19 protein-coding genes and 1 riboswitch are annotated in these 25895 nt (G+C 71.0%); of the genes, 11 read left to right on the top strand and 8 right to left on the bottom strand.

The genetic code is table 11. The features are described from left to right. Window positions 1-38: 38 nt before the first annotated feature. A complete protein-coding gene (locus FB465_RS37070) occupies window positions 39-734 on the top strand; it encodes a helix-turn-helix domain-containing protein (RefSeq protein WP_246192793.1) in 696 nt (231 codons plus the stop codon). Between the two features lie 55 nt (window positions 735-789). On the opposite strand, the gene FB465_RS23225 is transcribed toward FB465_RS37070, so the two are convergent. The 8 genes from FB465_RS23225 to gcvT form a co-directional block, all read right to left on the bottom strand. Further along, window positions 790-1545, bottom strand: a complete 756-nt coding sequence (locus FB465_RS23225) for a thioesterase II family protein (RefSeq protein ID WP_145793448.1) — start codon at window positions 1543-1545, stop codon at window positions 790-792. A gap of 22 nt (window positions 1546-1567) precedes the next feature. Next, window positions 1568-3139 (bottom strand): long-chain-fatty-acid--CoA ligase, encoded by a 1572-nt coding sequence (locus tag FB465_RS23230; protein ID WP_145793450.1) that lies wholly within the window; start codon window positions 3137-3139, stop codon window positions 1568-1570. 123 nt (window positions 3140-3262) lie between these two features. Next, complete coding sequence (locus tag FB465_RS23235; RefSeq protein WP_145793451.1) at window positions 3263-9532, bottom strand: type I polyketide synthase; 6270 nt, start codon at window positions 9530-9532, stop codon at window positions 3263-3265. 56 nt (window positions 9533-9588) lie between these two features. Then, window positions 9589-9846, bottom strand: a complete 258-nt coding sequence (locus FB465_RS23240; protein WP_246192794.1) for an acyl carrier protein — start codon at window positions 9844-9846, stop codon at window positions 9589-9591. A gap of 204 nt (window positions 9847-10050) precedes the next feature. Then, window positions 10051-11418 (bottom strand): L-serine ammonia-lyase, encoded by a 1368-nt coding sequence (locus FB465_RS23245; RefSeq protein ID WP_145793455.1) that lies wholly within the window; start codon window positions 11416-11418, stop codon window positions 10051-10053. Between the two features lie 137 nt (window positions 11419-11555). Then, a complete protein-coding gene (gene glyA, locus FB465_RS23250) occupies window positions 11556-12824 on the bottom strand; it encodes a serine hydroxymethyltransferase (RefSeq protein ID WP_145793457.1) in 1269 nt (422 codons plus the stop codon). Between the two features lie 90 nt (window positions 12825-12914). Then, the gene (gcvH, locus tag FB465_RS23255) at window positions 12915-13289 is read right to left on the bottom strand and encodes a glycine cleavage system protein GcvH (RefSeq protein ID WP_145793459.1); all 375 of its coding nucleotides are present in this window, start codon (window positions 13287-13289) and stop codon (window positions 12915-12917) included. A gap of 86 nt (window positions 13290-13375) precedes the next feature. Then, on the bottom strand, window positions 13376-14494 hold the full coding sequence (gcvT, locus tag FB465_RS23260; RefSeq protein WP_145793461.1) for a glycine cleavage system aminomethyltransferase GcvT: 1119 nt from the start codon (window positions 14492-14494) through the stop codon (window positions 13376-13378). Window positions 14495-14643: 149 nt separating this feature from the next. Further along, a riboswitch (glycine riboswitch) is annotated at window positions 14644-14746 on the bottom strand. 131 nt (window positions 14747-14877) lie between these two features. Between gcvT and FB465_RS23265 the strand changes: the two genes are divergently transcribed. The 10 genes from FB465_RS23265 to FB465_RS23310 all read left to right on the top strand — a co-directional run bounded on the left by FB465_RS23265 (window position 14878) and on the right by FB465_RS23310 (window position 25817). Next, a complete protein-coding gene (locus tag FB465_RS23265) occupies window positions 14878-15666 on the top strand; it encodes an enhanced serine sensitivity protein SseB C-terminal domain-containing protein (RefSeq protein WP_145793463.1) in 789 nt (262 codons plus the stop codon). 117 nt (window positions 15667-15783) lie between these two features. After that, the gene (locus FB465_RS23270; RefSeq protein WP_145793464.1) at window positions 15784-16632 is read left to right on the top strand and encodes an enhanced serine sensitivity protein SseB C-terminal domain-containing protein; all 849 of its coding nucleotides are present in this window, start codon (window positions 15784-15786) and stop codon (window positions 16630-16632) included. Between the two features lie 589 nt (window positions 16633-17221). Next, a complete protein-coding gene (locus tag FB465_RS23275; protein WP_145793466.1) occupies window positions 17222-18220 on the top strand; it encodes an ABC transporter permease in 999 nt (332 codons plus the stop codon). A 118-nt stretch (window positions 18221-18338) separates the two neighbouring features. Further along, window positions 18339-20108: an ABC transporter substrate-binding protein gene (locus FB465_RS23280; protein WP_145793468.1), complete on the top strand. Its 1770-nt coding sequence runs from the start codon at window positions 18339-18341 to the stop codon at window positions 20106-20108. A gap of 119 nt (window positions 20109-20227) precedes the next feature. Further along, a complete protein-coding gene (locus FB465_RS23285; RefSeq protein ID WP_145793469.1) occupies window positions 20228-21226 on the top strand; it encodes an ABC transporter permease in 999 nt (332 codons plus the stop codon). Next, window positions 21223-22317 (top strand): ABC transporter ATP-binding protein, encoded by a 1095-nt coding sequence (locus FB465_RS23290; RefSeq protein ID WP_145793471.1) that lies wholly within the window; start codon window positions 21223-21225, stop codon window positions 22315-22317. Before FB465_RS23285 ends, FB465_RS23290 begins: the two co-directional genes overlap by 4 nt. 29 nt (window positions 22318-22346) lie before the next feature. Further along, a complete protein-coding gene (locus tag FB465_RS23295; protein WP_145793473.1) occupies window positions 22347-23399 on the top strand; it encodes an ABC transporter ATP-binding protein in 1053 nt (350 codons plus the stop codon). Between the two features lie 82 nt (window positions 23400-23481). Then, window positions 23482-23931 carry a VOC family protein gene (locus FB465_RS23300; protein WP_145793475.1) on the top strand — a complete coding sequence of 150 codons (450 nt, stop codon included), beginning with the start codon at window positions 23482-23484 and terminating at the stop codon, window positions 23929-23931. A gap of 52 nt (window positions 23932-23983) precedes the next feature. After that, window positions 23984-24787 carry a class I SAM-dependent methyltransferase gene (locus FB465_RS23305; RefSeq protein ID WP_145793477.1) on the top strand — a complete coding sequence of 268 codons (804 nt, stop codon included), beginning with the start codon at window positions 23984-23986 and terminating at the stop codon, window positions 24785-24787. A gap of 262 nt (window positions 24788-25049) precedes the next feature. Then, a complete protein-coding gene (locus FB465_RS23310; protein WP_145793479.1) occupies window positions 25050-25817 on the top strand; it encodes a hypothetical protein in 768 nt (255 codons plus the stop codon). The last annotated feature ends 78 nt before the right edge of the window (window positions 25818-25895 follow it).

Genomic DNA, 25895 nt, shown 5'->3' on the forward strand with positions numbered 1-25895 from the left:
CGATCGTGGAGAGCCAGAACGGGGACGGCGACCGCCACATGAGTACCAGTTATATGAACGGCGTCGGCCGCCGGAGCGGCCACGCCCACATCCGCCGCCCGGTGGGCGAGCTGCTGCGGCACTGGCGCGAGCAGCGCCGGCTCACGCAAGGCGAACTCGCCATCCGGGCGGAGGTCTCCACCAGGCACCTCAGCTTCGTGGAGACCGGCCGCTCGGCCCCCAGCCGGGGCATGGTCCGCCGGCTGGCCGAGCACCTGGCCCTGCCGCCGCCGGAGTGGGACCGGCTGCTGCTGGCCGCCGGGTTCTCACCCGACCACCACCTGACACACCAGGCACCCAACGAGAGGAGACCCGCCATGGCCGGGTACAACGAGCTCGCCGACCGCTACGTCGCCCTGTGGAACGAGAAGGACCCGGATCTCGTCCGCGCCGCCGTCGCGGAACTGTGGACCGAGGACGGGGAGTACGTCAACGAGGTCGTGCACGTGCGCGGCCACCAGGCGATCGCCGAGCAGGTCGCCTTCGCCCAGCAGTACTACGCGGAGCGCGGCAGCTTCGCCTTCAGATCGTCGAACGACGCGGTGGGCCACCACCACACGGTGAAGTTCGGCTGGGTCCTGGTCTCCACCGAGAACGGCGAGGCCGCCTCGATCGGCTCCAACTTCTTCGTGCTCGCCGAGGACGGCCGGGTGGCCGGCTCGTACCAGTTCATAGACAAGCCCCCGGCGTTCTAGCGGGCACACGGAAGGGGGCCGGCCTCACCGAGACCGGCCCCCTTCCGTGTGCCCGCTAGCGCGTCACCGCTCCCGCATAGCGCCGCATCAGCCGGGTGAAGTCGGCGGAGATGGCCAGCGCCTCGTCGTGGATGAAGAAGTGCCCGCCCACGAATTCGCTGTTGCCCAGGTAGTCGGGCGTACGGCTGCGCCAGGAGGCCATCGCCGCGGACTCCACCAGCGGGTCCGTCTTGGCGCTGTACGTCACCACCGGGCAGGACACCGCGGCGGCGTCGTCCCGGTAACTCGCGCAGACCTGGAGGTCCGCCCGCATCACCGGGATCAGCATCGACAGCATCTCCTTGTCCTGGAGGATCTCCTCGGGCATCGATCCCAGGCTGCCCATCCACTCCAGGATCTCCGCCTGCGGCCGGTCGGCCTGCTCCGGCGGCACGGTGTGGAAGCCCTCCGGCGCCCAGGAGGCGACGCCCAGCAGCGAGGGGCCGCGCTCGCCCGCCCGCTCCAGGGCCACCGCCGTCCGGTAGGCCAGCTGGCCGCCCATGCAGTGGCCGAAGAAGGCGAACGGGCGGTCGTCCAGGTCGGCCGCGATCTGCTCGGCCATCATGTCGACCAGCGGCTCGATGTCGGTGAACGCCGCCTCCGTACGGCGCTCCTGACGGCCGGGCATCTGGATGCACTGGTAGGCGATGTCGCCCGGCAGCAGCGGCGGCCAGTCCCGGTACATCGAGGCGCCGCCGCCGGCGTAGTGGAACAGGAACAGCCGCAGCGGGGCCTCGGGGTCGGTCTCGGCGGGCTGGAGCCACTGGTTCATGGGGCACTCCTCATGGTGGGATTCAGGCGGACCGGCGCTCCGTCGCCCGCTGCTGCAGTTCCTCGCGCAGCACGCGGCGGAGCACCTTGCCGTTGGGGTTGCGGGGCAGGGCGTCGACGAAGTCGTAGCCCGTGGGGATCTTGAAGTCGGCGAGCCGGTCGCGCAGGAAGAGCAGCAGCTCGCGGGCGCGGACCCGCTGGTCCTGGTGCGGCACCACGAAGGCGTGCACCGCCTCGCCCCAGCGCTGGTGCGGGGCCCCGACCACCGCGGCCTCGGCCACGGCGGGGTGCTCGCGCAGGGCGTTCTCGACCTCGACCGGGTAGATGTTCTGGCCGGCCACGATGATCGTGTCGTTGATCCGGTCGAGCAGGAAGAGGTAGCCGTTCTCGTCCAGGAGGCCGGCGTCGCCCATCCGGATCCAGCCGTCGACCAGCGTCTCGCCGGTCTGTTCCGGCCGGTTCCAGTAGCCGAGGAAGCCGGCGGGCGTCCGGATGCAGACCTGGCCGGGGGTGCCGGGGGGAAGCGTCCGGCCCTCCTTGTCGGTGATCTTGACCTCGTTGCCGGGGCAGGCCAGGCCCGCCGAGCCCAGCAGCGGGCTGCCGGGGACGTGGTCGACCGGCGGCAGCACGGTCACGATGCTGCCGGTCTCGGTGCTGCAGTACAGCTGCGCGAACTCGCTGCCCACCCTGGTCAGCGCCCGCTCCAGCAGCTCGCGGCCGATCGGTGCGCCGCCGTACACGACCTTGCGCAGCGACCGGAAGGGCAGGTCGGCCGTGGTCTCGGCGAGCATCATCTCCAGCATCGCGGGGGCCACGAAGGTGGTGGTGATGCCGAGTTGCTCGACCAGCCGGACGGCGTCGGAGGCGATGAACTGCCGCATCACCACGTTGGTGGCGCCGACGTTGAAGCCGTGCATGAACCAGCCCATACCGGCCGCGCTGGCGCCGCTGAAGGCGATCAGGCTGATGTCGTCCGGCCGCCAGTCGATCCAGTCGTTCCCGGCCTTGGCGGTCTCCTCGATGTAGGTGAAGAAGGCCCGGTGCGCGATCACCGCGCCCTTGGGCAGGCCGGTGGTGCCGCTGGTGTAGATCTGCACCACCGCGTCGTCCGGGCCGGTCCCGGGGTCGAGGTCGGTGTCGGGGTGGCCGGCCTTCCAGGCGTGGAAGCCGGCGTACCGCTCCTCCGGCGTGTCGATCGCGACCACCGCGCGCAGGGTCGGCAGCTCCGGGCGGACGCGCTCGGCGACCGCCAGGAACTCCCGCTCCACGAAGAGCAGTTCGGCGGTCGAGTCGCGCAGGATGTGGTCGATCTCGGCCGCCGTCAGCCGCCAGTTCACACCGAGGACGACGGCGCCGCTCTTGGCGCAGCCGAGGGCGATGTCGAAGAAGTGCTCGGACTCCCGGCCCAGGTACGCCACCCGGGAGCCGCGCTCCAGGCCGGCCGCGCGCAGGGCGTGGGCGGTGCGGTTGCTCTCGCGGTGCAGCTCGGCGTAACTGAGCTGCCGGTCCTCGCAGATGACGGCCGGATGGTCGGCCCGGTGCACGGCGTGATGGGCGGATCTCGCGGCGAGGGTACGCAGACTGTGGTCGTTCATGGCATTCGCATCCGATGGGTCTCGGGTCCGGCCGCAAGCCGGACGTCGGAAGGCGGGTGCGCCTCCGGGACCGCGCGAGGGTTCGCGGTCCCGGAGGCGTTCACCGGACGGAGTACCGCGCGCTCAGGCGGCGGCCTGCTCCGGTGCGGGGGAGAGTTGCTGGTCGATGAACTCGGCGAGCAGCCCGGCGGAGGGGAAGTCGAAGGCGATCGTCGAGGGCAGCGGGACCCGGAAGGCCGTCTCCAGGCCGTTCTTGAGCTCCACCGCCATCAGCGAGTCCAGACCCAGCTGGCCGAAGGCCGTGTTGGAGTCCACCGTGTCCACGTCCTCGATGTGCAGCACATCGGCGACCCGGGCGCGGACGAACTCGTCCACGGCGGCGGCGCGTTCCTCGGCCGGCAGCAGGAGCAGCGCGTCCAGGTCGAGGCCGCGGACCGCGGCGCCGCCCTCGTGCAGCAGCTCCCGGTAGAGCGCGTTGTCCACCGGCTTGGACGCGGTGAAGGTGTCCCAGTCGCACTCGCCCGCCACCACCTGGGCCACCGGCGCGCCGAGCAGCTGGGCCAGCGCCCTGGTACCCCGGGAGGGGGTGAACAGCCGGACGCCCTCGTCCTCCCAGCGCCTGATCAGCTGATCGCTGAGCCGGGCCGACATGCCGACCTCGCCCCACGGGCCCCAGTTGATGCTCAGCCCGGGCAGCCCCTGGCGGGACCGGCGGATCATCAGGTCGTCCAGGAAGGCGTTGGCCGCCGCGTAGTTGCCCTGGGTCTGGGCGCCGATCACCGCGGCCGCCGAGGAGTACCCGACGAAGAACTCCAGCTCGGGGAGGTCCGCCGCGGCCTCGTGCAGCAGCCAGCTGCCGTACACCTTGGGCCGGAACACCTGGTCGATGTCCTCCCAGGTGAGGGCGGTCACCGGCTTGTCCGCGATGGTGCCCGCCGAGTGGACGATGCCGCCCACCGGAGGGTGCTGCCGCAGCTCGGCGAAGATCCTGGCGACGTCGGCCGGCTCGGCCACATCGCCCTGGAACACCGTCACCTCGGCGCGCTCGCGCAGCCGCTTCTCCAGGTGGACGACGTCCTCGGCGGCCGCCGAGCGACGCCCCACCAGGGCGATGTGCCTGGCCCCCAGGTCGACCAGCTTCTGCGCCGTCACCAGGCCCAGGGCGCCCAGGCCGCCGGTGATCAGGTAGGTGCGGTCGGGCCGGACGGTGACCTCGCGCGCCGCCGGGGCGTGCTGATCGGTGAAGCTCAGCACCAGCTTGCCGATGTTGGCGCCGCGGCTGAGGACCCCGAAGGCCTCCTCGACCTCGTCCAGGCTGTACACCGTGGCCGGGATCGCCGGGAGTTCACCGGCCTCGACCAGGGCCACGATCCGGCCCATGATCTCCTGGTTGACGGGGATCAGCTGCTCCTCGGGCAGCTCGCTGAGGTCGAAGTTGTGGTACGTCACGTCCGGGCGCTCGGCGCTGACCTGCTCCGGCGTCCAGGCGCCGACCTTGCCCAGCTCGATGAACCGGCCGCCCTGCCCGAGGGCGCGCATGCCCGCCGGGATGTAGTCCTTGTTGAGGCTGTTGAGGACGATGTCCACGCCGGCGCCACCGGTGATCCGCTCGATCTCCTCGGCGAAGTCCAGCGTGCGGGAGTTCATCAGGTGCTCCACGCCCTGCGACCGCAGCAGCGGCCACTTGTGCGGGCTGGCGGTGGCGAAGACCTCGGCCCCGGCCAGCTTGGCCAGCTGCACCGCGGCCTGGCCGACACCACCGGCGGCGGCGTGCACCAGCACCCGGTCACCGGCCTTCATTCCGGCCAGCTGGTGCAGGGCGTAGTACGCGGTGACGTACACCGAGATCAGCGCCGCGGCGTCGGTCATGCTGAGCGCGGCCGGCTTGCGCACCGCCACCGCCGAGGGGACGGTGATCCGGCGCTTGAAGACGCCCAGGTAGTTGACGATGACCTGGTCGCCGACCCGGAAGCCGGCGTCGGGGCCGGTGGCCACCACGGTGCCCGCGCACTCGAAGCCGAGCGGCTGCTCGCCGAACTCCTTGAGCAGGCCGAGCGCGTTGAGCACGTCCTTGAAGTTGAGGCCGGCGGCCTCGACCTCCACCTGGATCTGGTCCCCGACCGGGGTGACGTCCTCGGCGGGCACCACCTTGATCCCGGAGAACTGGCCGTACTCCTTGACCGCCAGCTCGACGTTGCCGTCCCCGGTCTCGCCGGCGCGGGGCAGCAGGCGCCGTACGTGGCGGTGGCCGCCGCGGAACGCCACCTGGAACTCGCCGCTGTCCCGCGAGGTCCACTCGTCCAGCAGGCCCTGCGCCCCGCCCTCGGCAGGCAGGTCCACCATCGTGGTCCGGTACACCGGGCTCTCGTTGAGCACCACGTGGCCGAAGCCCCAGAGGCTGGCCGCGGCCGACGGGCCCTGGGCCGTCACGAGGTCGCCCGGCAGCTGCTGACCCTGCTCGGTCACCAGCCAGAGCCGCTGGTTGCGGCCGAAGCCCTCCTGGTCGAGGACGGCCAGCAGCTCGAGCAGCTCGCGGTAGTTGCGCTCGCTCTCGGCCCGCAGGTCGTCCGATCCCGCCCGCCAGAACCAGGCGACGTCGGTCACCTGGCCCTCGCGCAGGGCCTGGGCGACCGCGGCCGGGTTCTCGGCGAAGCTGAGCCGCACCTCCGCCCCGGGCGCCGCCGCGGCCAGCTCGGCGAGCTCCTCGGCGGTCCGGCCGACCAGCAGCGCATGCCGGGCGCCGAGGCCGCCCTGGGCCACCAGCGAGCGCTTGACCCAGCGCAGCTCGTGCAGGAAGTGCCGCTTGCGGCGGCCGGGGTCGGCGATCCGCTTGAGCCCGAGGCCGCGCAGCTCGAAGACCGGCTGCTCGCCCTCCAGGACCACCAGGTCCAGCGAGACGTCCACCTCGGGGTGGTCGGCCGCGCCCCGGCGCAGCACCGCGCGCAGCTGCTCGGCCTTGGGCTTCTTGAAGAGCCGGAAGCTCCCGAAGCGCACCGGCAGGTAGCTGCTGCCGTCGTCGCCCACCGCCGCGAAGGCGTGGGTGGCGGCGTCCAGCAGGGCCGGCGGGATGTGCTCGAGCGCACCGGCGGCCAGGCCCTGCAGCTCGCCGACGGCGAGGTCCTCGCCGTACCGGTCGACCCGGCCCATCCGGCGGAACCACGGGCCGTAGTCCAGGCCCGCGCCCGAGTACGCGGCGTAGACCTCGTCCGAGCCGAGGGCGTCGTCCGGCTCGCCGGCCGCGTCCACGAGGGCGCGCAGCTCCAGGGCGAGGGCCGGGTCGGCCGCCGGCTCGGCGGCCAGCGTGGCGGTGGTGTGCAGCCGCTCGATCGCGCCGACCAGGCTGACGACCTCCACGGAGGCCGTGCCGTCGGGCAACTGCCGTACCCGGGTACGCAGTTCGACGGCGCCCTCCTCGGGAAGGAACAGCGCCTCGCGCATCGTGACGTCCTGGATCGCGCGCCGGGTCTCCCCGTGCACGGCGTCCTGCAGGGCCAGCAGGGTCTCCAGGTAACCGGTGCCGGGGAAGACGACCTGACCGGCGACCTTGTGGTCGACCAGGTAGGCCGGGTTCTCGGCGGACAGCCGGGTGGAGAACTCGCGTACGCCCTCCGCCAGTTGCTCCGGCGTGGTGATCTCGGCGCCGAGCAGCGGGTGGCTGATCTCGCCGGACGCCTGCCGGGAGCCGAGACCGTGGCGCTCGCCCTTGAAGGGCAGCCAGTAGCGCTTGCGGTCGAAGACGTAGTGCGGCAGCGGGGTGCGCCGCCCCTCCCGGCCGCGGTGGAACTCGGCCCAGGAGAAGGGGAGTCCGGCGGTGTAGAACTGGGCGACGGCCGCGCGCAGCGTGCTGCCGTCGGTGTCGTCGCGGTGCAGGCTGCTCAGCCAGCGGTGGTCCTGCGGGGTGACGCACTGCCGGGCGAGGCTGGTGAGCGTCGGGGAGGGGCCGAGCTCGATCAGGACGTGCTTGCCCCGGCGCTCCAGGGTCCGCATCCCGGCGAGGAAGTCGACGGGGGCGCCGATGTGCCGCACCCAGTAGTCGGGCGTGGACAGTTCGGCCGGGCGGGCGACCTGGCCGGTGACGTTGGAGATCAGGGTGAAGACCGGCTCGCGGTAGGTGATGTGCGCGATGGCGGCCCGGAACTCGTCGTACACCTCGGCCATCAGCGGCGAGTGGAAGGCGTGCGAGACCGAGAGCCGGCTGACCTTCAGGCCCTGCGCGGTGAGCTCGGCACCGAGCGCGGTGAGGGAGTCCTCGCCGCCGGAGACCACGCACTGCTGCGGGGAGTTGATGCCGGCGATCGCGAGGTCGGGGTAGCTCTCCAGCAGCGGGGCGATCTCGTCGGCGGGCGCGGCGACCGCGGCCATGCCGCCCGGAGCGGTCACCGACTGCATCAGCCGGGCGCGGGCCGCCACCAGGGTGACGGCGTCCTCCAGGCTGAAGAGGCCGGCCACGGCGGCGGCCACCACCTCGCCGATGCTGTGGCCGATCAGCGCGTTGGGCCGGGCTCCCCAGGACAGCCAGAGCTTGGCGAGTGCGTACTCGACAGTGAACAGTGCCGGCTGGGTGTAGCGGGTCTGGTGGATCTCCTCGGCGTCGTCCGAGTGCCCGAGGACCATGTCCTTGATGGAGCGGCCGAGCAGCGGGGCGAAGAGCCGGTCGCACTCGTCCACCTGCTCGCGGTAGACCGGGAACTGCTCGTAGAGCGCGCTGCCCATGCCGACGTACTGCGAACCCTGCCCGGTGAACAGGAAGGCCACCTTGCGGAAGTCGCCACCGCTCTTCTTCTCCTTCTCCAGCGCGGCCGCCTGCTTGTCCAGGAAGGCGGCCAGCTCGGCGCGGTCGTGCACGACCCCGGCGACGCGCTGGTTGAAGTGGCTGCGGCCGACGTTGCCGGTGTAGGCGATGTCCCCGACCGGCGCGTCCGGGTTCTCGGCGAGGAAGGTCCGGTACGCCTCGACCTGGTGCGCCAGGCTCTTGCGGTTCTTGGCGGACAGCGTGAAGACGTGGCCGCCGGTGACGGTGGCCTGCTGCGCCTCACCGGCGGTGGGCGGGGCCTCCTCCAGGACGGCCGCCGCGATGGCGCCCGCGAAGCCGAAGCTGTTGATCGCGGCCCGCTTGACCTCGGCGTCCCACGGACGGCACTCGGTCGGCACGGTCACCGCGTAGCGGTCCCACGGGATGCGCGGGGACGGGGTGCTGAAGTTGAGGTGCGGGTAGATCGTGCTCGCCCGCAGCTGGAGCACGGTCTTGACCACGCCGACCACGCCGGCGGCGGGCTCGGCATGGCCGATGTTGGTCTTCACCGAGCCGACCACCAGCGGGTCGTCCTTGGTGTGCGAGTCGGCGAAGACGTCGCAGATCGCGCCCATCTCGATGGGGTCGCCCAGCGGGGTGCCGGTGCCGTGCGCCTCGACGTACTGGACGTCGCCCGGCTCCAGGCCCGCGTTGGCCAGGGCGGTGCGCATCACGGTCTCCTGCGCGGTGCCGTTGGGCACCGTCAGGCCGGCACTCTCGCCGTCCTGGCCGATCGCGGTGCCGCGCACCACGGCGAGGATGCGGTCGCCGTCGCGCTGCGCGTCGGAGAGCCGCTTGAGGACCAGCGCCCCGGCGCCCTCGGCCCGGGAGTAGCCGTTGGCCGACTCGTCGAAGGTCTTGCACTGGCCGTCGGGGGCCAGCATGTTGCCGTTCGAGAAGATCACGAAGATCCGGGGGTGGTGCAGGATGTTCACCCCGCCGGCCAGGGCGATGTCGCACTCGCCGCGGCGCAGCCCTTCGACCGCCAGGTGCAGCGCGGTCAGCGAGGAGGCGCAGGCGGTGTCGATGCTCATGCTGGGCCCGCGCCAGCCGAGGAAGTACGAGACCCGCCCGGAGATCGGGAACGCGGTGATGCCGGAGGCGAGGTGGCCGTCCAGCTCCTCGTACGGGAGGGAGTCGAGCTCCAGCGCGTAGTCGATCGAGCTGGTGCCGATGTAGACGCCGCCGTTGCCGTGCCGCAGGGTGGCCGGGTTGACGTTGGCGTCCTCGAGGGCGGACCAGACGGTCTCCAGCAGGATGCGCTGCTGGGGGTCGACGTACTGGGCCTCCTTCGGCGAGATGTTGAAGAACTGGGCGTCGAACTGGTCGATCCCGTCCAGGAAGCCGCCGCTGGTGGTGCGGACCTTGCCGCGGTCCTCCTCACCGGTCGGAGCGAACACCGACTTGTCCCAGCGCTCCTCGGGCACCGGGACGATGCCGGAGCTGCCGGTGCGCAGGAACTCGTCGAAGCCTTCGAGGGTGTCGTTCCCGCCTGGGAACCGCAGGCCGACACCGATGATGGCGACCGGCTCCTGCTGTGACTGGCTGGCGGTGGTGGCGGCGGGGAGCCGGTCTTGCGCAGGCGCGGAAGTGTCTGGCACTGCCGTGCCTCCTTTCCCTGGGTAGCGGTGGCGGTGCGGCGACGAAGGTTCCGTGCTCACGTACCGGCGAAGAGGTCTGGCAGCACGTCGCTGGTGAGGTGGATCAGCAGCTGGGCCACGGTGGGGCTGTTGAACAGTGCGTTGGTGTCGATCTCGCCGCCGAGCAGCGTCTCCAGACGCTCCTTGATCTCGGTGAGTCGCAGCGAGGTCAGACCCAGTTCGAAGAAGGGGCTCTCGAACGGGAGCTCCTCGTCCTCGTCCATGAACAGGGCGTCCTTGAACTCCGCCGTCACCAGCGACTCGAGAGCGTCCACACGCTCTGATCGGGGAAGTGCTTCCAACTTCTCGATCGTCGGGGTTCGCTCGGCCATCGTGTCGCTGCCTCCGTCATGTCCTGGGTCTCTCCGGCACATCCGAACACGCGTGCCTGACGCTGCCCTGACGGAACTCTGACCGGGCCGGGGAAGCACGAAGGGCGCCGACCAGAGGTCGGCGCCCTTCGGCTGTGTGCGGTCAGGTCAGCACTCGATGACGTTCACGGCGAGGCCGCCGCGCGAGGTCTCCTTGTACTTGACCTTCATGTCGGCGCCGGTCTCCTTCATGGTCTTGATCGCCTTGTCGAGGGAGACGTGGTGCCGTCCGTCGCCGCGCAGGGCCATCCGGGCGGCGGTGACGGCCTTCACGGAGGCCATGCCGTTGCGTTCGATGCAGGGGATCTGGACCAGGCCGCCGACCGGGTCGCAGGTGAGGCCCAGGTTGTGCTCGATGCCGATCTCGGCGGCGTTCTCGACCTGCTCGGGGGTGCCGCCGAGGACCTCGGCCAGACCGCCGGCCGCCATCGAGCAGGCCGAGCCGACCTCGCCCTGGCAGCCGACCTCGGCGCCGGAGATGGAGGCGTTCTCCTTGAACAGCATGCCGATCGCACCGGCCGCCAGCAGGAAGCGGACGATGCCGTCGTCGTCGGCGCCGGGGATGAAGTTCAGGAAGTAGTGCAGGACGGCCGGGATGATGCCGGCCGCGCCGTTGGTCGGGGCGGTGACCACCCGGCGGCCCGAGGCGTTCTCCTCGTTGACCGCCATCGCGTAGAGGGTCACCCACTCCATCGCGTTGGCCGGGCCGATGCCCTCGGCGCGCAGCGCCCGCGCCCCGCTGGCCGCCCGCCGGCGGACCTTGAGGCCGCCCGGGAGTATGCCCTCGCGTGCCATCCCGGCCGCGACGCACTCCTGCATGACCCGCCAGATCTCCAGCAGCCCGGCCCGGATCTCCGCCTCGCTGCGCCAGGCCTTCTCGTTCTCCAGCATCAGGCCGGAGATGGAGAGCCCGGTCTCCCGGGTGAGGCGCAGCAGCTCCTCGCCGGTACGGAAGGGGTAGCGCAGCAGGGTGTCGTCCGGGACGACGCGGTCCGCGCCGATCGCGTCCTCGTCGACCACGAAGCCGCCGCCGACCGAGTAGTACGTCTTCTCCAGGACGGTCGCCCCGGCGGCGTCGAAGGCCCACAGGGTCATGCCGTTGGCGTGGTACGGCAGCGAGCGGCGGCGGTGCAGGATCAGCTGGGTGTCCGGGTCGAAGTCGATGACCTGGGTGCCGAGCAGGCTGAGCCGCTTCTCGGCCTTGATCCGGTCGACGTCCGCGTCGGCCTGGTCGACGTCGACGGTGCGCGGCGAGTTGCCCTCCAGACCGAGCAGGACGGCCTTCGGGGTGCCGTGGCCGTGGCCGGTGGCGCCGAGGGAGCCGAAGAGCTCCGCGCGGACGGACGTGACCTCGGCGAGCAGCCCCTCCGACTTCAGCCGGCGGGCGAACATCCGGGCCGCTCGCATCGGGCCGACGGTGTGCGAGCTGGATGGGCCGATGCCGATGGAGAAGAGGTCGAAGACGCTGATGGCCACGGGGTGACGTCCTTGTCTGGTCTCGTGGGGAAGGACTGAGCACGGAACGGGGCACCGCACGCACTGTCCAGTGTGCGCGGTGCCCCGGAATTCCAGATGGCCCGGCGGGGTGAGGCCGGTCACCTGAGCTGGAACTTTTACAGCTCCGGGTACAGCGGGTACTTCACGGCCAGGGCGGTGACGCGGGTCTTGAGGGCCTCGGCCTTGGCCTCGTCGAAGGCGGGGAGGAGGGCCTCGGCGATGATGTCGGCGACCTCGCGGAAGTCCTCGGCCTGGAAGCCGCGGGTGGCGAGGGCCGGGGTGCCGATGCGCAGGCCGGAGGTGACCATCGGGGGGCGGGGGTCGTTCGGGATGGCGTTGCGGTTGACGGTGATGCCGACCTCGTGGAGGCGGTCCTCGGCCTGCTGGCCGTCGAGCTCGCTGTTGCGCAGGTCGACCAGGACGAGGTGGACGTCGGTGCCGCCGGAGAGGACGGAGACGCCGGCCTCGGTGAGGTCGGCCTGGAGCAGGCGCTCGGCGAGGATCTTGGCGCCCTCGAGGGTGCGCTGCTGGCGCTCCTTGAACTCCTCGGAGGCGGCGACCTTGAAGGCGACGGCCTTGGCGGCGATCACGTGCTCGAGCGGGCCGCCCTGCTGGCCGGGGAAGACCGCGGAGTTGATCTTCTTGGCCCACTGCTCCTTGCAGAGGATGACGCCGCCGCGCGGGCCGCCCAGGGTCTTGTGGGTGGTGGTGGTGACCACGTCCGCGTAGGGGACGGGGGAGGGGTGCAGGCCGGCGGCGACCAGGCCGGCGAAGTGGGCCATGTCGACCATGAGGAGGGCGCCGACCTCGTCCGCGATGCGGCGGAACTCGGCGAAGTCGAGCTGGCGGGGGTAGGCGGACCAGCCGGCGATGATCAGCTTGGGCTGGTGCTCCTTGGCGAGGCGCTCGACCTCGGCCATGTCGACCAGGTTGGTCTTCTCGTCGACGTGGTAGGCGGCGACGTTGTAGAGCTTGCCGGAGAAGTTGATCTTCATGCCGTGGGTCAGGTGGCCGCCGTGGGCCAGGCTCAGGCCCAGGATGGTGTCGCCCGGCTGGATCAGCGCGAACATGGCGGCGGCGTTGGCCTGCGCGCCGGAGTGCGGCTGGACGTTGGCGTGCTCGGCGCCGAACAGCGCCTTCACCCGGTCGATGGCGATCTGCTCGGCCACGTCGACGAACTCGCAGCCGCCGTAGTAGCGCTTGCCGGGGTAGCCCTCGGCGTACTTGTTGGTCAGGACCGAGCCCTGGGCCTCCATGACCGCCACGGGGGCGAAGTTCTCGGAGGCGATCATCTCGAGGGTGGTCTGCTGGCGGTGCAGCTCGGCGTCGACCGCGGCGGCGATCTCCGGGTCGAGCGCGTGCAGGGACTGGTTCAGAACCGTCATGAGTGGGTCTTCCCTGGGGCGGAGCGGGCAGTGGGGCCAAGCGGGGGGAAGGGCGGCCGCCGCGCTGCGGCCGCCCCCGTCACAGGTGGGTCAGGCGCCGATGAAGGCGGCGTACTCGTCGGCGTCGAGCAGGCTGTCCGTCGCCTCGGCCCGGACCTTGAACAGCCAGCCGCCCTCGAAGGGCTCGGCGTTCACGAGGGCCGGGTCGTCGATGACGGCCTGGTTGACCTCGACGACCTCGCCGGTGGCGGGCGAGTACAGGTCGCTGACCGACTTGGTGGACTCGAGCTCGCCACAGGTCTCACCTGCGGTGACGGTCTCCCCGACCTCGGGGAGCTGCACGTACACGATGTCACCGAGCGCGTCGGCCGCGTGAGCGGTGATGCCGACCGTCGACACACCGTCGGCAGCGGCGGTCAGCCACTCGTGCTCCTTGGTGTACTGCAGGTGCGTGGGGTTGCTCATGGCGTCATTCTCCAGGATCGCAAGAGGGTAGGGCGAAGCCGTCCGCTGAGCGGACCGGACATGGGGGGTACTACGGCTCAGCGAGCTCAGCGGGCGCGCTTGTAGAACGGCAGCGCGACGACCTCGACCGGCTCGTGCTTGCCGCGCACGTCGACGGCCACGGCCGTACCGGGCTCGGCGAACGCCGCGTCCACGTACGCGATGGCGATCGGCTTGCCCAGGGTGGGGGAGGGGGCGCCGGAGGTGATCCGCCCGATCGGCGTGCCGTCCGTGCTGACGACGGCGTACTCGGCTCGCGGGACGCGCTTGCCCTCGGAGACCAGGCCGACCAGCTTGCGCGGCGGGTTGGTCTCGGCCTGTGCGGCGGCCTCCTCAAGGGCCTTGCGGCCGACGAAGGCGCCGCCGTTGGTGGTCTTGTCGAAGCGGACGACCCGGCCGAGACCGGCGTCGAACGGGGTGAGGTCGGTGTTCAGCTCGTGCCCGTACAGCGGCATGCCCGCCTCCAGGCGCAGGGTGTCCCGGCAGGACAGGCCGCAGGGGACCAGGCCCTGGGCGGAGCCGGCCTCGGTCAGCGCCTGCCACAGGTGCTCGGCGTCGGCCGGGGCGCAGAAGATCTCGAAGCCGTCCTCGCCGGTGTAGCCCGTCCGGGCGAGCCAGACGTCCTTGCCGGCCACGGTGGCGGGCAGCAGCGCGTAGTACTTGAGGCCGGGCAGGTCGGCGTCGGTGACGGAAGCGAGGATGCCGTTGGCCTCGGGGCCCTGGACGGCGAGCAGCGCGTACGCGTCCCGGTCGTCGCGGACGACGGCGTCGAAGCCGGCCGCACGCTCGGTCAGCGCGTCCAGCACCACCTGGGCGTTGGAGGCGTTGGCGACGACCATGTACTCGTTCTCGGCGGTGCGGTAGACGATCAGGTCGTCCAGGATGCCGCCGTCCTCGCGGCAGATCATGGTGTAGCGGGCGCGCAGCACGCCCAGCGCCGAGATGAAGCCGACCAGCGCGTGGTCGAGCAGCTCGCCGGCCTGCGGGCCGGTCACGGTGATCTCGCCCATGTGGGACAGGTCGAACAGACCGGCCTTGGTGCGGACCGCGACGTGCTCCTCGCGCTCGCTGCCGTAGCGCAGCGGCATGTCCCAGCCGGCGAAGTCGGTCATCGTCGCGCCGAGGGCGCGGTGCAGCGAGTCGAGTGCGGTGAGGCGAGGGGACATGGTGGCGGGACTCCTTGGCTGCTTACGGGCATGCGGGGGTGGAGTCTCCCCGTCTGTCGTCACAACCTGAGAGCTTCACCGCCACTAAGAATGGCGGCTTGCACCGTGGGTGGGCGCACGGCGCGGCCGTGTCCACTTTCCAGATGTGCCTCGCCCATGCGGTAGGGGTGCCTGAGAGATTCCGGGGAGGACTTGCTCCTTCGGCGCCGGCTGTACCCCCAGGGGCACTCCGGACTCTCCCGCGCGGGTTCGAACGGCCGATATGAAGTTTGGGCGCGCTCATCATGGCATGCCCCGAGCGCTCCGCGGGAGAGGGGCCGCGCCCTGGCGCCGGACGCTAGGCTTTTCGCAGCGCGATCAGACGAGGGGCGGTACAGAGGCCGATGGGCTACCCGGCGGGCGAGACACAGGCATGGGCCGAGCCGGGCGCGGCTCCACCCGGCGGCAGCTGGCCCGCCAACGAGCTGGAGCAGGTGCTCACCGCCGCCCTCGGGGACCCGGGTGCGACGCCCAGGGTGATCGAGGTGCTGGCACGCAGTCAGGTCTGGATCCCGCTGCCGGCTGGTGCCGACCCGCAGGGCCAGGCGCTCGACCTGCCCACCATCGAGCTCGCGGGCACCCCGTACGTGCCGGTCTTCTCCTCGCAGGACCAGTTCCTGCAGCACGCCCCGGGGATGGCCTTCGCGATCGCCCCGGTCTGGGAGTTCGCCCGCGGGCTGCCGCTCGGCGTCGGCATCGCCGTCAACCCGGAGGCCCCGGTGGGCATCCCGGTGCCGCCGGAGGGGGTCGGCGAGCTGCGGCGCGGTCCGCAGGGCGAGCGCTGGCAGCAGCAGCCGGACGGCGCGCGGGTCGCCCTGCGGGAGCTCGAGCCGCACGAGGAGCCGTACGCCTTCCTTGCCGCAGCCGCCTCCGAACTCGCCGCGCTGCCGGGCGTCCTGACGGCCCGCCGGGCGCTGGCGAGTGTGGAGGGGGAGGCCCCGGCGCTGTTCGTCGGCGTCCAGTTCGACCCCGCCATGCCCACCGATCCCGGCCAGGCCAACGAGGCGCTCGGCCGCGCCCTGGGAACCGCCCCGCTGCCCTGGGGCGTCCATCTGGTGCTGCTCGACCTGGTCGCGGACCCGGTCGTGGAGTGGCTGCTCACCCGGGTGCAGCCGTTCTACGCCCGGGGGTGACCGGCCGGTAGGGGGACGGTGGTATGACGGCTGTCGGCCCGGCCCAATAAGGTGCTCCCCGACAGACCGTGCAACGACACCCGTGCGGCGACATCGGAAGACGACGGAAGAGGGCCCATGAGCTCCGGAGCGGCAGGCGGCGGCGCGATCGAGCGCGCCCTCGGCGAGGTCGCGCCGGAGGGGTACGAGGCGTACGAGAACCTGCTGCGCGCCCTGGCCGAGGGCCAGGTCTGGATGCTGCTCTGGCACGGCACCCCCGGCAGCCCGGACGCCCAGTACGGGAACATGGACATCAGCGGCCACGGCTACGCCCCCGCCGTCACCTCCCCCGAGCAGCTCGCCGCGAGCGGCTGGGCCCGCGCGCACGAGGTGATCTCCGGCCCGGAGATCGCGAACGCGCTGTACCGCACCCGCTGGGGCCTCTGGCTGAATCCGCACGTCCCCGGCGGTGGCGTCGGCATCCCCTGGGCCGACCTGCGCCGGGTCGCGGCCGGGCTCGACCGGCTGCCGGCCGGCCCGCTCCAGCTGGGTGAACCCCAGGTCCAGGCACCGCAGTTCTACGGCCTGCTGGAGCAGCAGGCCGCCGAGGTCCGCCCCGTCCGAGCGCTGCGCCGGGCCTGGGTGCGCCCGGCACTCGGCGAGCCGTACCTGGCGATCGGCCTGGAGCTGTACGACACCTCCCCGCCCGCCGTCGAGGCGGCGAGGGCCCTGGTGCAGCGGGCGGTCGCGCACGCCCCCGAGGGCCTGGCGGTCTCCACCGTCGTGCTGGCCGACGAGTACGACCCGGTCGCCATGTGGATGCGGGCGCACGCCCGGCCGTTCTTCGACCGCGACGCGCAGCTGGCCCCGCCTCCCCCCGCGCCGTACCCCGGCTACGGCTACGGCGGCGCCCCTCAGGGCCCGCCCCAGGGTCCGCCCGCCCCGGGCTGGCCCCAGCAGCCCTGGCCCGGCTACCAGGGCCGCTGACGCTCGTCCCGGACACCGCTCCTTCGTCCACCCACCATGGGTCGATCGGTCATGCTTTTGCGCCGATCTGAGGTTCCGTAGGCACACGTCTTGACAGCTGTGTAACAGCTGTGTGAAGAGCGTTATGCGGGAAGATCGCCTGTGCATGCAGACAGATCACAGTTGGGCATCCTTCGGTTGGCAGGTCTGGCGTAAGCCTGTCCGAATGACGGAGAGTCTGCGCAGTGCAGTGCGCGGGACCGCCCCACGAAGGCAACGCGCGTCCTGACCTGTGGATCCCGCGCATGCGCACACTGCGCGGCAGCACCTCGGTGCACCTGCTCCGCCCCGCATTTCCCTGGCATTACGCACTTCCCGTGCACCGACCACGTGCCCCCACACTGCACGTCGGCCCGGTGCGCAACCCCCCCAACAACGATTTCTGCAACGCCGCACCGGCGAACGGCACCACCGCACCGACGCACCTGCACCACACCGCACCAATCGCGATAACCGGACCGTCCTCGGCCCGAGCCCTACCGGGCCCGGTGCACCGTGTACGGCCAGGACCGTGGGCCGGCCACCGTCGGCGAGGGGAACGAACTGACTCATGACCACACCCACCGAGACCACCGGCTCCGCCGCAGAGGCCCAGCCTGACGCGGCGCCCGTAGAGGCCCCGTCGAAGAAGATCCAGGGCCGGTCGCCCGGCCGGATCGCCTGGGACCGCCTCAAGCGGGACAAGGTCGCCCTCGCGGGCGGCATCGTGGTGATCCTGCTGATTCTCGCGGCGATCTTCGCCCCGGTGCTGACCTCCCTGTTCGGCCACCCGGTCGACGAGCCGCACCCGGACCAGATCAACCCGGACCTCGGGCTCCCGAAGGGCGCCTACGGCGGCATCAGCGGTGACTTCCTGTTCGGGGTGGACCCGACCTTCGGCCGCGACGTCTTCAGCCGCATCCTGTACGGCGCCCGGATCTCCCTCACCGTGGCCTTCCTGGCCGCCGGTGTCTCGGTGGTCATCGGCGTGCTGATGGGTATCGCGGCCGGCTACTTCGGCGGCTGGGTCGACTCGGTGATCAGCAGGGTCATGGACGTCCTGCTGGCCTTCCCGCAGCTGCTGTTCAGCATCGCGCTGGTCTCGGTCATGCCGAACTCGCTGCTCGGTCTCACCGGCAGCGGCGTGCGAATGGCGATCCTGGTCCTGGTGATCGGCTTCTTCGGCTGGCCGTACATCGGGCGAATCGTCCGCGGACAGGCCCTGTCGATGCGAGAACGCGAGTTCGTCGACGCGGCCCGCAGCCTCGGCGCCGGCAGTGTGCACATCCTGCTGCGCGAGCTGCTCCCCAACCTGGTGGCGCCGATCCTGGTCTACGCGACCCTGATCATCCCCACCAACATCCTGAGCGAGGCCGCCCTCAGCTTCCTCGGCGCCGGTGTGAAGCCGCCGACGCCGTCCTGGGGCCAGATGCTCTCCGATGCCACGAAGATCTACCAGGTCGACCCGACCTACATGATCGTGCCCGGTCTGGCGATCTTCATCACGGTGCTCGCCTTCAATCTCTTCGGCGACGGCCTGCGCGACGCGCTCGACCCCAAGGGCAACTGAGCCCGCACAGCCGCACCCCCCACCGGCCGGCACCCGTATCCGGCCCCACCCACTCGGGGGACTAACAGCCCCCCGGCGGACCGCTCAGGCCCGCACACCTTCAGGAGGATCCGTACCCATGACGCGAAACAGGACGCTCGCCGCTGCCGCACTGGTGGCCACGCTGGCCCTCACCACCGCCGCGTGCGGTGGCTCGAAGGGGGGCGGCACGAGCAGCGAGGCCAGCGCCAGCTCGAAGGGCGGCTTCAATGCCGCAGTCGACAAGGTGCTGAACGCCTCCGACAAGAAGGGTGGCACGCTCAACCTGTGGTCCAGCACGGACGTTGACTCCCTGGACCCGGGCCGTGCCTACTACGCCTCGGTGTGGAACTACGAGCGCTTCTACGCTCGTACCCTGCTCGCCTTCGACGGCAAGCCGGGCAAGGAGGGCCTGAAGCTCGTTCCGGACCTCGCCGCCGCGCAGCCGGAGATCGCCGCCGACGGCAAGACCTACACCTTCAAGCTGAAGAAGGGTCTGAAGTTCGAGGACGGCTCGCCGATCACCACCAAGGACATCAAGTACGGCATCGAGCGCATCTTCGCGCAGGACGTCGTCGCGGGTGGCCCGACCTACCTGATCAACTCCCTGGACCAGGGCCAGAACTACAAGGGCCCCTACACCGACAGCGACCCGAACAAGCTGGGTCTGAAGACGGTGGAGACCCCGGACGACACCACGATCGTCTTCCACCTGGCCGCGCCGGACTCCTCCTTCCCGTTCCTGCTCGCGATGGGCTCGGCCTCGCCGGTCCCGCAGAAGCTGGACACCGGTGCCAAGTACGGTGACAAGCCGGTCTCCTCCGGCCCGTACAAGTTCAAGACCGTTGAGCCCGGCAAGAACTACGAGCTGGTCCGCAACGAGAACTGGGACCCGGCCTCCGACCCGTTCCGCAAGGCGCTGCCGGACGTCGTCAAGCTGACGATCACCACCAACGCCGACGACATGGACGCCCGTCAGCTCGACGGCACCGCGGACCTCGACTGGGCCCAGACCGGTCTCTCCCAGGCCGCCCAGGCCAAGGTCCTGACCGACCCGGCGCTGAAGGCCAACACGGACGACCCGTACAACGGCTTCATCCGCTTCATCTCGATCGTCCCGAAGGTCGCCCCCTTCGACAACATCCACTGCCGCAAGGCCGTGATGTACGCGGCCGACACCACCGCCCTGCAGACCGCTCGCGGTGGCTCGGTGGCCGGTTCGACCTTCGGCTCGATGCTGCCCCCGAACATCCTCGGCTCCGACGACTACGACCCGTTCGAGCTGACCAAGGGCAAGCCGAACCTGGACAAGGCGAAGGCGGAGCTCAAGGAGTGCGGCAAGCCTGACGGCTTCACCACCACCATCGCCGTCCGTGGCAACAAGGCCAAGGAGGTCAACTCGGCCGTCGCGCTGCAGACCGCCCTCAAGGCCATCAACGTCACGGTGAACGTCGACCAGTACGACGGCAAGCTGCTCGCCTCCGTCGCGGGTTCGCCCGACACCGTCCACAGCAAGGGCTACGGCCTGATCGTGGCCGGCTGGGGTGCTGACTACCCGAACGGCGCCGGCTACATGCAGCCGCTGATGGACGGCCGCTTCATCACCAAGACCGGCAACAGCAACTACCCGGAGACCAACGACCCGGCGATCAACGCGCTGTTCGACAAGGCCGCGGCGGAGAAGGACCCGGCGAAGGCCGCCGAGATCTACAAGCAGATCAACCACACGGTCGTCGACTCCGCCGTCTGGCTGCCGATCGTGGCCGACAAGGCGCTGAACTACCGCAACCCGCGCCTGACCAACGTCTTCGTCAACGACGCCTTCGGCGAGGTGGACTTCCAGGCCCTGGGCGTCTCCGACGGCAAGTGACCTGACCCGCTCCGCTCCCGAAGTTCGCACAGCTAGTCCGAAGGGCAGGTGAAGGCTCTGCCGGGGCCGGCCGGAACTCCTACAGGGGTTCCGGCCGGCGCCCGGCGGGGTCGACCGCAATGCTCGTGTATTTCATTCGACGGCTCGTCAATGTCGTCGCCATGCTGCTGGTGGTCTCCGCGGTCACCTTCGGCATCTTCTTCATGGTGCCGAAGCTCACCGGTACCGACCCGGCGCTCTACTACGTCGGCAAGATCGCCGACAAGGTCGCGGTCGAGGGTGTCCGGCACAAGATGGGCCTCGACAAGCCGATCATCGAGCAGTTCTACCTGTTCCTGAAGGGCCTGTTCGTCGGACGCGACTACAGCACCGGCACCGACATCACCCACTGTGCGGCGCCGTGCTTCGGTTACTCGTTCAAGACCGAGCAGGAGGTCTGGCCGGTCCTTCTCGACCGACTGGGCGTCACCGCCTCGCTCGCCGCCGGTGCCTCCGTGCTCTGGCTGGTCTTCGGTACGGCGACCGGTGTGGTGTCCGCGCTCAAGCGCCGCACCCTGCTGGACCGCTTCACCATGACCACCGCCCTGGCCGGTGTCTCGCTGCCGATCTACTTCACCGGCATGCTGGCCAGCGCGATCTTCGTCTACCAGCTCGGCTGGTTCCCGCACGACTACGTCGACCTCGGCAAGGACCCGGTCGCGTGGTTCCAGAACCTGCTCCTGCCCTGGATCACCCTGGCCTTCCTCTACGCCGCGACGTACGCCCGGCTCACCCGGGCCACGCTGCTGGAGGTGCTCGGCGAGGACTACATCCGCACCGCGCGGGCCAAGGGCCTGGGCGAGCGGACCGTCATCGGCAAGCACGCCATGCGCTCCACCCTCACCCCGATCCTCACCGTGTTCGGCATGGACCTCGGCGGCCTGATCGGTGGTGCGGTACTCACCGAGACCACCTTCAACTTCCGTGGTCTGGGCTACGAGGCGGTCTCCTCGATCGCCTCCAGCGACCTCCCGGTGATCATGGGTGTGACCCTCTTCGCCGGCTTCTTCATCATCCTGGCAAACCTGCTGGTTGACGTGTTGTACGCCGTTGTCGATCCTCGGGTGAGGCTGTCATGAGCAAGACCGAGAACACCGCCACGGCCGCCGAGGTGCGCGCCGAGGCCCCCCAGGCCCCCGAGGGCTTCCTCACCGTCCGCGACCTGCGGGTGCACTTCCCCACCGACGACGGCCTGGTCAAGTCCGTCGACGGGCTCAACTTCTCGCTGGAGAAGGGCAAGACCCTCGGCATCGTGGGTGAGTCCGGCTCCGGCAAGTCCGTGACCTCGCTCTCCATCATGGGTCTGCACCGGATGGGCACCAAGCGCGGTGCCCCCCGGATCAGCGGCGAGGTCTGGCTGGACGGCGAGGAGCTGATCGGCGCCTCCCCGGACCGGGTCCGGCAGCTGCGCGGCCAGAAGATGGCCATGATCTTCCAGGACCCGCTGACCGCCATGCACCCGTACTACACGGTCGGCGCTCAGATCATCGAGGGCTACCGGGCGCACCACCCGGGCACCAGCAAGAAGCAGGCCCGCGTCCGCGCCATCGAGATGCTCGACCGCGTGGGCATCCCGCAGCCGGACAAGCGGGTGGACGCGTACCCGCACGAGTTCTCCGGCGGTATGCGCCAGCGCGCGATGATCGCCATGGCACTGGTCAACGACCCGTCCCTGCTGATCGCCGACGAGCCGACCACCGCCCTGGACGTCACCGTCCAGGCGCAGATCCTGGACCTCATCCGGGACCTGCAGAAGGAGTTCGGCTCGGCCGTCATCATCATCACCCACGACCTGGGCGTCGTCGCCGAACTCGCCGACGACATCCTGGTGATGTACGGCGGCAAGTGCATCGAGCGCGGCCCGGCCTCGACCCTGTTCGAGTCCCCCGAGCACCCCTACACCTGGGGTCTGCTCGGTTCGATGCCGCGGCTCGACCGGGAGCTCCAGGACCGGCTGATCCCGGTCAAGGGCACCCCGCCCAGCCTGATCAACGTGCCGTCCGGTTGCGCGTTCCACCCGCGCTGCCCGTACGCGGAGCTGACCGGTGGCCGGTCCACGACCGAGGTGCCGACGCTGGCCGAGGCCGCGGACAAGCACTTCGCCGCCTGCCACCTGCCGATCGCCGACCGGCACCGGATCTTCACCGACGAGATCGCGCCCCGGCTGTGAGCCCGCACCACCCCTCAGGAGATACCCCCATGACGGACAGTCAGACGGCGACGCCCAAAGTAATCCCTGGGGCTTCGCCCGTGCCGGCCTCCGAGCGTGAGCCGCTGCTCCGGGTGTCGGGCCTCACGAAGCACTTCCCGATCACCAAGGGCCTGCTGCGCCGGCAGGTCGGTGCGGTCCGCGCCGTGGACGGGATCGACTTCACCGTGAACGCGGGGGAGACCCTCGGTGTGGTGGGCGAGTCCGGTTGCGGCAAGTCCACCATGGGCCGGCTGGTCACCCGGCTGGCCGAACCGACCAGCGGGACCATCGAGTTCGAGGGCAAGGACATCACCCACCTGGGTGTCGGGGCGATGCGTCCGCTGCGCCGCGACATCCAGATGATCTTCCAGGACCCGTACTCCTCGCTGAACCCGCGGCAGACCGTCGGGACCATCGTCGGTGCGCCGTTCCGCCTGCAGAAGGTCCAGACCGAGCACGGCACCAAGCGCGCCGTCCAGGACCTGCTGGAGCTCTGCGGTCTCAGCCCCGAGCACTACAACCGCTACCCGCACGAGTTCTCCGGCGGCCAGCGGCAGCGCATCGGCATCGCCCGCGCGCTGGCGCTCAAGCCGAAGATGATCGTCGCGGACGAGCCGGTCTCGGCGCTGGACGTGTCGATCCAGGCGCAGGTGGTCAACCTGCTGGACGACCTGCAGAGCGAGCTCGGGCTGACGTACCTGATCATCGCGCACGACCTCTCGGTGGTCCGGCACGTCTCGGACCGGGTCGCGGTGATGTACCTCGGCAAGATCGTCGAGATCGCGGACCGGGACTCGCTGTACAAGTCCCCGATGCACCCGTACACCACCGCGCTGATGTCGGCCGTGCCGGTGCCGGACCCCAAGCGCAAGGAACAGCGCGAGCGGATCCTGCTGACCGGTGACGTACCGTCGCCGATCAACCCGCCGAGCGGCTGCCGCTTCCGTACGCGGTGCTGGAAGGCCCAGGACATCTGCGCCTCGGAGGAGCCGCCGCTGGTGGCTGCGAAGACCGGGCACCAGGTGGCCTGTCACTTCCCGGAGAACACGGCCTCGGAGTGACCTCGGAGTGACCCCGTAGAAGGGGTGGAGTGTCCTTGGGCACTCCGCCCCTTCTGTCGTACCCGGGGTACAGACTGGCCGTATGGCACTCAACTGGAAGCTCGTGATCGACAGCGGCGACCCGCACCGGCAGGCCGCCTTCTGGGCCGAGGCCCTTGGGTACGTCGTCGAGGACAACAGCGTGCTGATCGAGCGGCTGCTCGGCGTCGGCGCGGTCACCCCGGACGACCTCGTCGAGGTCGGCGGACGCCCGGCCTTCCGTGAACTGGTCGCCGTCCGCCACCCGGACGACGAGGTCGACCCCGCCACCGGTACGGGCCTGGGCCGCCGGATCCTCTTCCAGGCCGTCCCCGAGGGCAAGCAGGTCAAGAACCGCCTGCACATCGACGTGCACGCGGGCCCCGAGCGCCGGGCCGCCGAGGTCGCCCGGCTGCAGTCCCTGGGCGCCACCGTCCTCCGGGAGGTCAAGGCCCAGGGCGCCGAGTTCACGAACATGGCCGACCCGGAGGGCAACGAGTTCGACGTGCAATAGTGGCGGTGGCGCGGCCGGAAGACGATCCCTCACGTCGGAAGGCGCAGGAGACATGACCGATTTCGCGGAGTTCGAGCGCAGTGGCTGGGCGCGGCGCAGCGGTACCTATGACGACGGGTTCGGGGCGATGACGGCCGGCCTGCACGAGACGCTTCTCGACGCCGCCGGGGTGGCCGCCGGTACCCGGATGCTGGAAGTCGGCTGCGGCAGTGGCAGGTTGGCTGCGCTCGCTCTGGCCCGCGGGGCCGAGGTGGTCGCCACCGATGCGGTGGAGCAGATGGTGGCGGTGGCCGCCGAAGCGCTGCCCGGCGCCAAGGTGCTGTGCGCCGCGCTGCCCGGACTCCCCTTCGCCGAGGGCGAGTTCGACGCCGCGGTGGGCGCCTTCGTGATCAACCACGTGCCCGACCCGCAGGCGGCCGCCCGGGACCTGCAGCGGGTCGTCCGGCCGGGCGGCCGGGTCGTCCTCTCCTGCTGGGACACCCTCGCCCGCAACCGCGCCCAGGGCGTCTTCTTCGACGCCGCGGCTGCCGCCGGAGCGACCCCGCCGGCCGACCTTCCCGGCACCTCGCCGTTCGCCGCGTATGCCGCGCCGGAGGCCTTCGCGGGGCTGCTGCGCGACGCAGGCCTGGTGGACGTTCAGGTCTCCCGGGTCGGCTGGACGCACGCGGTGGACCCCGACCGGTGGTGGCGGGACGTCCTCGCCGGGACGGTCCTCACCTCCTCCCTGATCGAGGGTCAGGACGACCGGACCGTCCGCCGGATCCGCGCCGCCTACGACCGCCTCGTGGCGCAGTACGACGGGGCTCTCCCGGTCGCCGCCCTCGTGGCGACGGGCACGCGGGCTCGTGCCTCCTGAGCGGGCCCACTGGCTGAGCGGGCTCACCGGGTCGTGGCGGGCGAGGGGGCGGTGAGGCACGTGATCACCAGAAAGAACCCTGGAAGAGAACTCTCCCCACCCACCCTCCCGCCAACCCGTCACTCCTACGGGTGACTTGGGCGCGGCAGCGGGCCGGGTGGGGGTACGCTCGCCGCAAACAACCCCCATAAACGCAGACGGCCCCCGGCGGGATTGCACTCCCGGCCGAGGGCCTGACCACCTAGGAAGTCAGACCTTCCCGATGGCTGATTCGCAGTCTAGCCCGCCCATGTCCGGCGTGCTCCACGTCCGCACCCGCCTCACCGCCAACTTCACCGTGATCTCCAACCGCCTGGCCCAACTCCCGGGCAGCGCGGTCACGGTGGGCGTCGGGGTGTACATCCTCTCGCTGCCGGACGGCGCACCCGTGAGCATCGCCGCCCTCTGCGCGCACTTCAGCGAGGGCGAGATCCTCATCGCGCGTGCCCTCAACGAACTCGAAGCGGCCGGCTACCTGGAGCGGCGCCGCGAGCGCACCACGGGCGGCCGCATCCGCACCCGCACCTTCGCGTACGACGTGCCGCGCACCGCCGCCGCCCCGCCCCCGAAGCCCGCACCTGAACCTCGGCGCCCCGTCGAGCCCCCGACCGCGCCCGCCGACCCGCAGGCCGTCGCCGTCCTGAGCTCCCTGCGCAGCCGAGACCCGCGCCTCCTCCTCTCGGAACATGAGATCGCCCAACTCGCCCCGGCCGTCACCGAATGGCTCGCCCGAGGCATCGAACCCCACCAGCTCGCCACCACCCTCACCACCGGCCTCCCCACCCACATCGAACGCCGCCCGGCCCGCCTCCTCGCCTACCGCCTGGCCGCCCTCCTCCCACCCACCGCCCCCGACCCCGTGGTGGTGGTCCCCCTCCAGACCTGCGACGGCTGCGAACGCGCCTTCCGAGCCCCCGAACCATCCCTCTGCCACGACTGCCGCACCGCCGCCGAACCCGTGGACGCGGAGCGTCTCGTCGCAGTCGGCTGAGCCCAGTGCTGCGGCTGACAAGGGCGGACACAGGTCCGCCCCCGGTTCGCGGCACAACAGACCGTGAACCGAGGGCGG

The organism is Kitasatospora atroaurantiaca, assembly GCF_007828955.1.
In the GTDB taxonomy this organism is placed as follows: domain Bacteria; phylum Actinomycetota; class Actinomycetes; order Streptomycetales; family Streptomycetaceae; genus Kitasatospora; species Kitasatospora atroaurantiaca.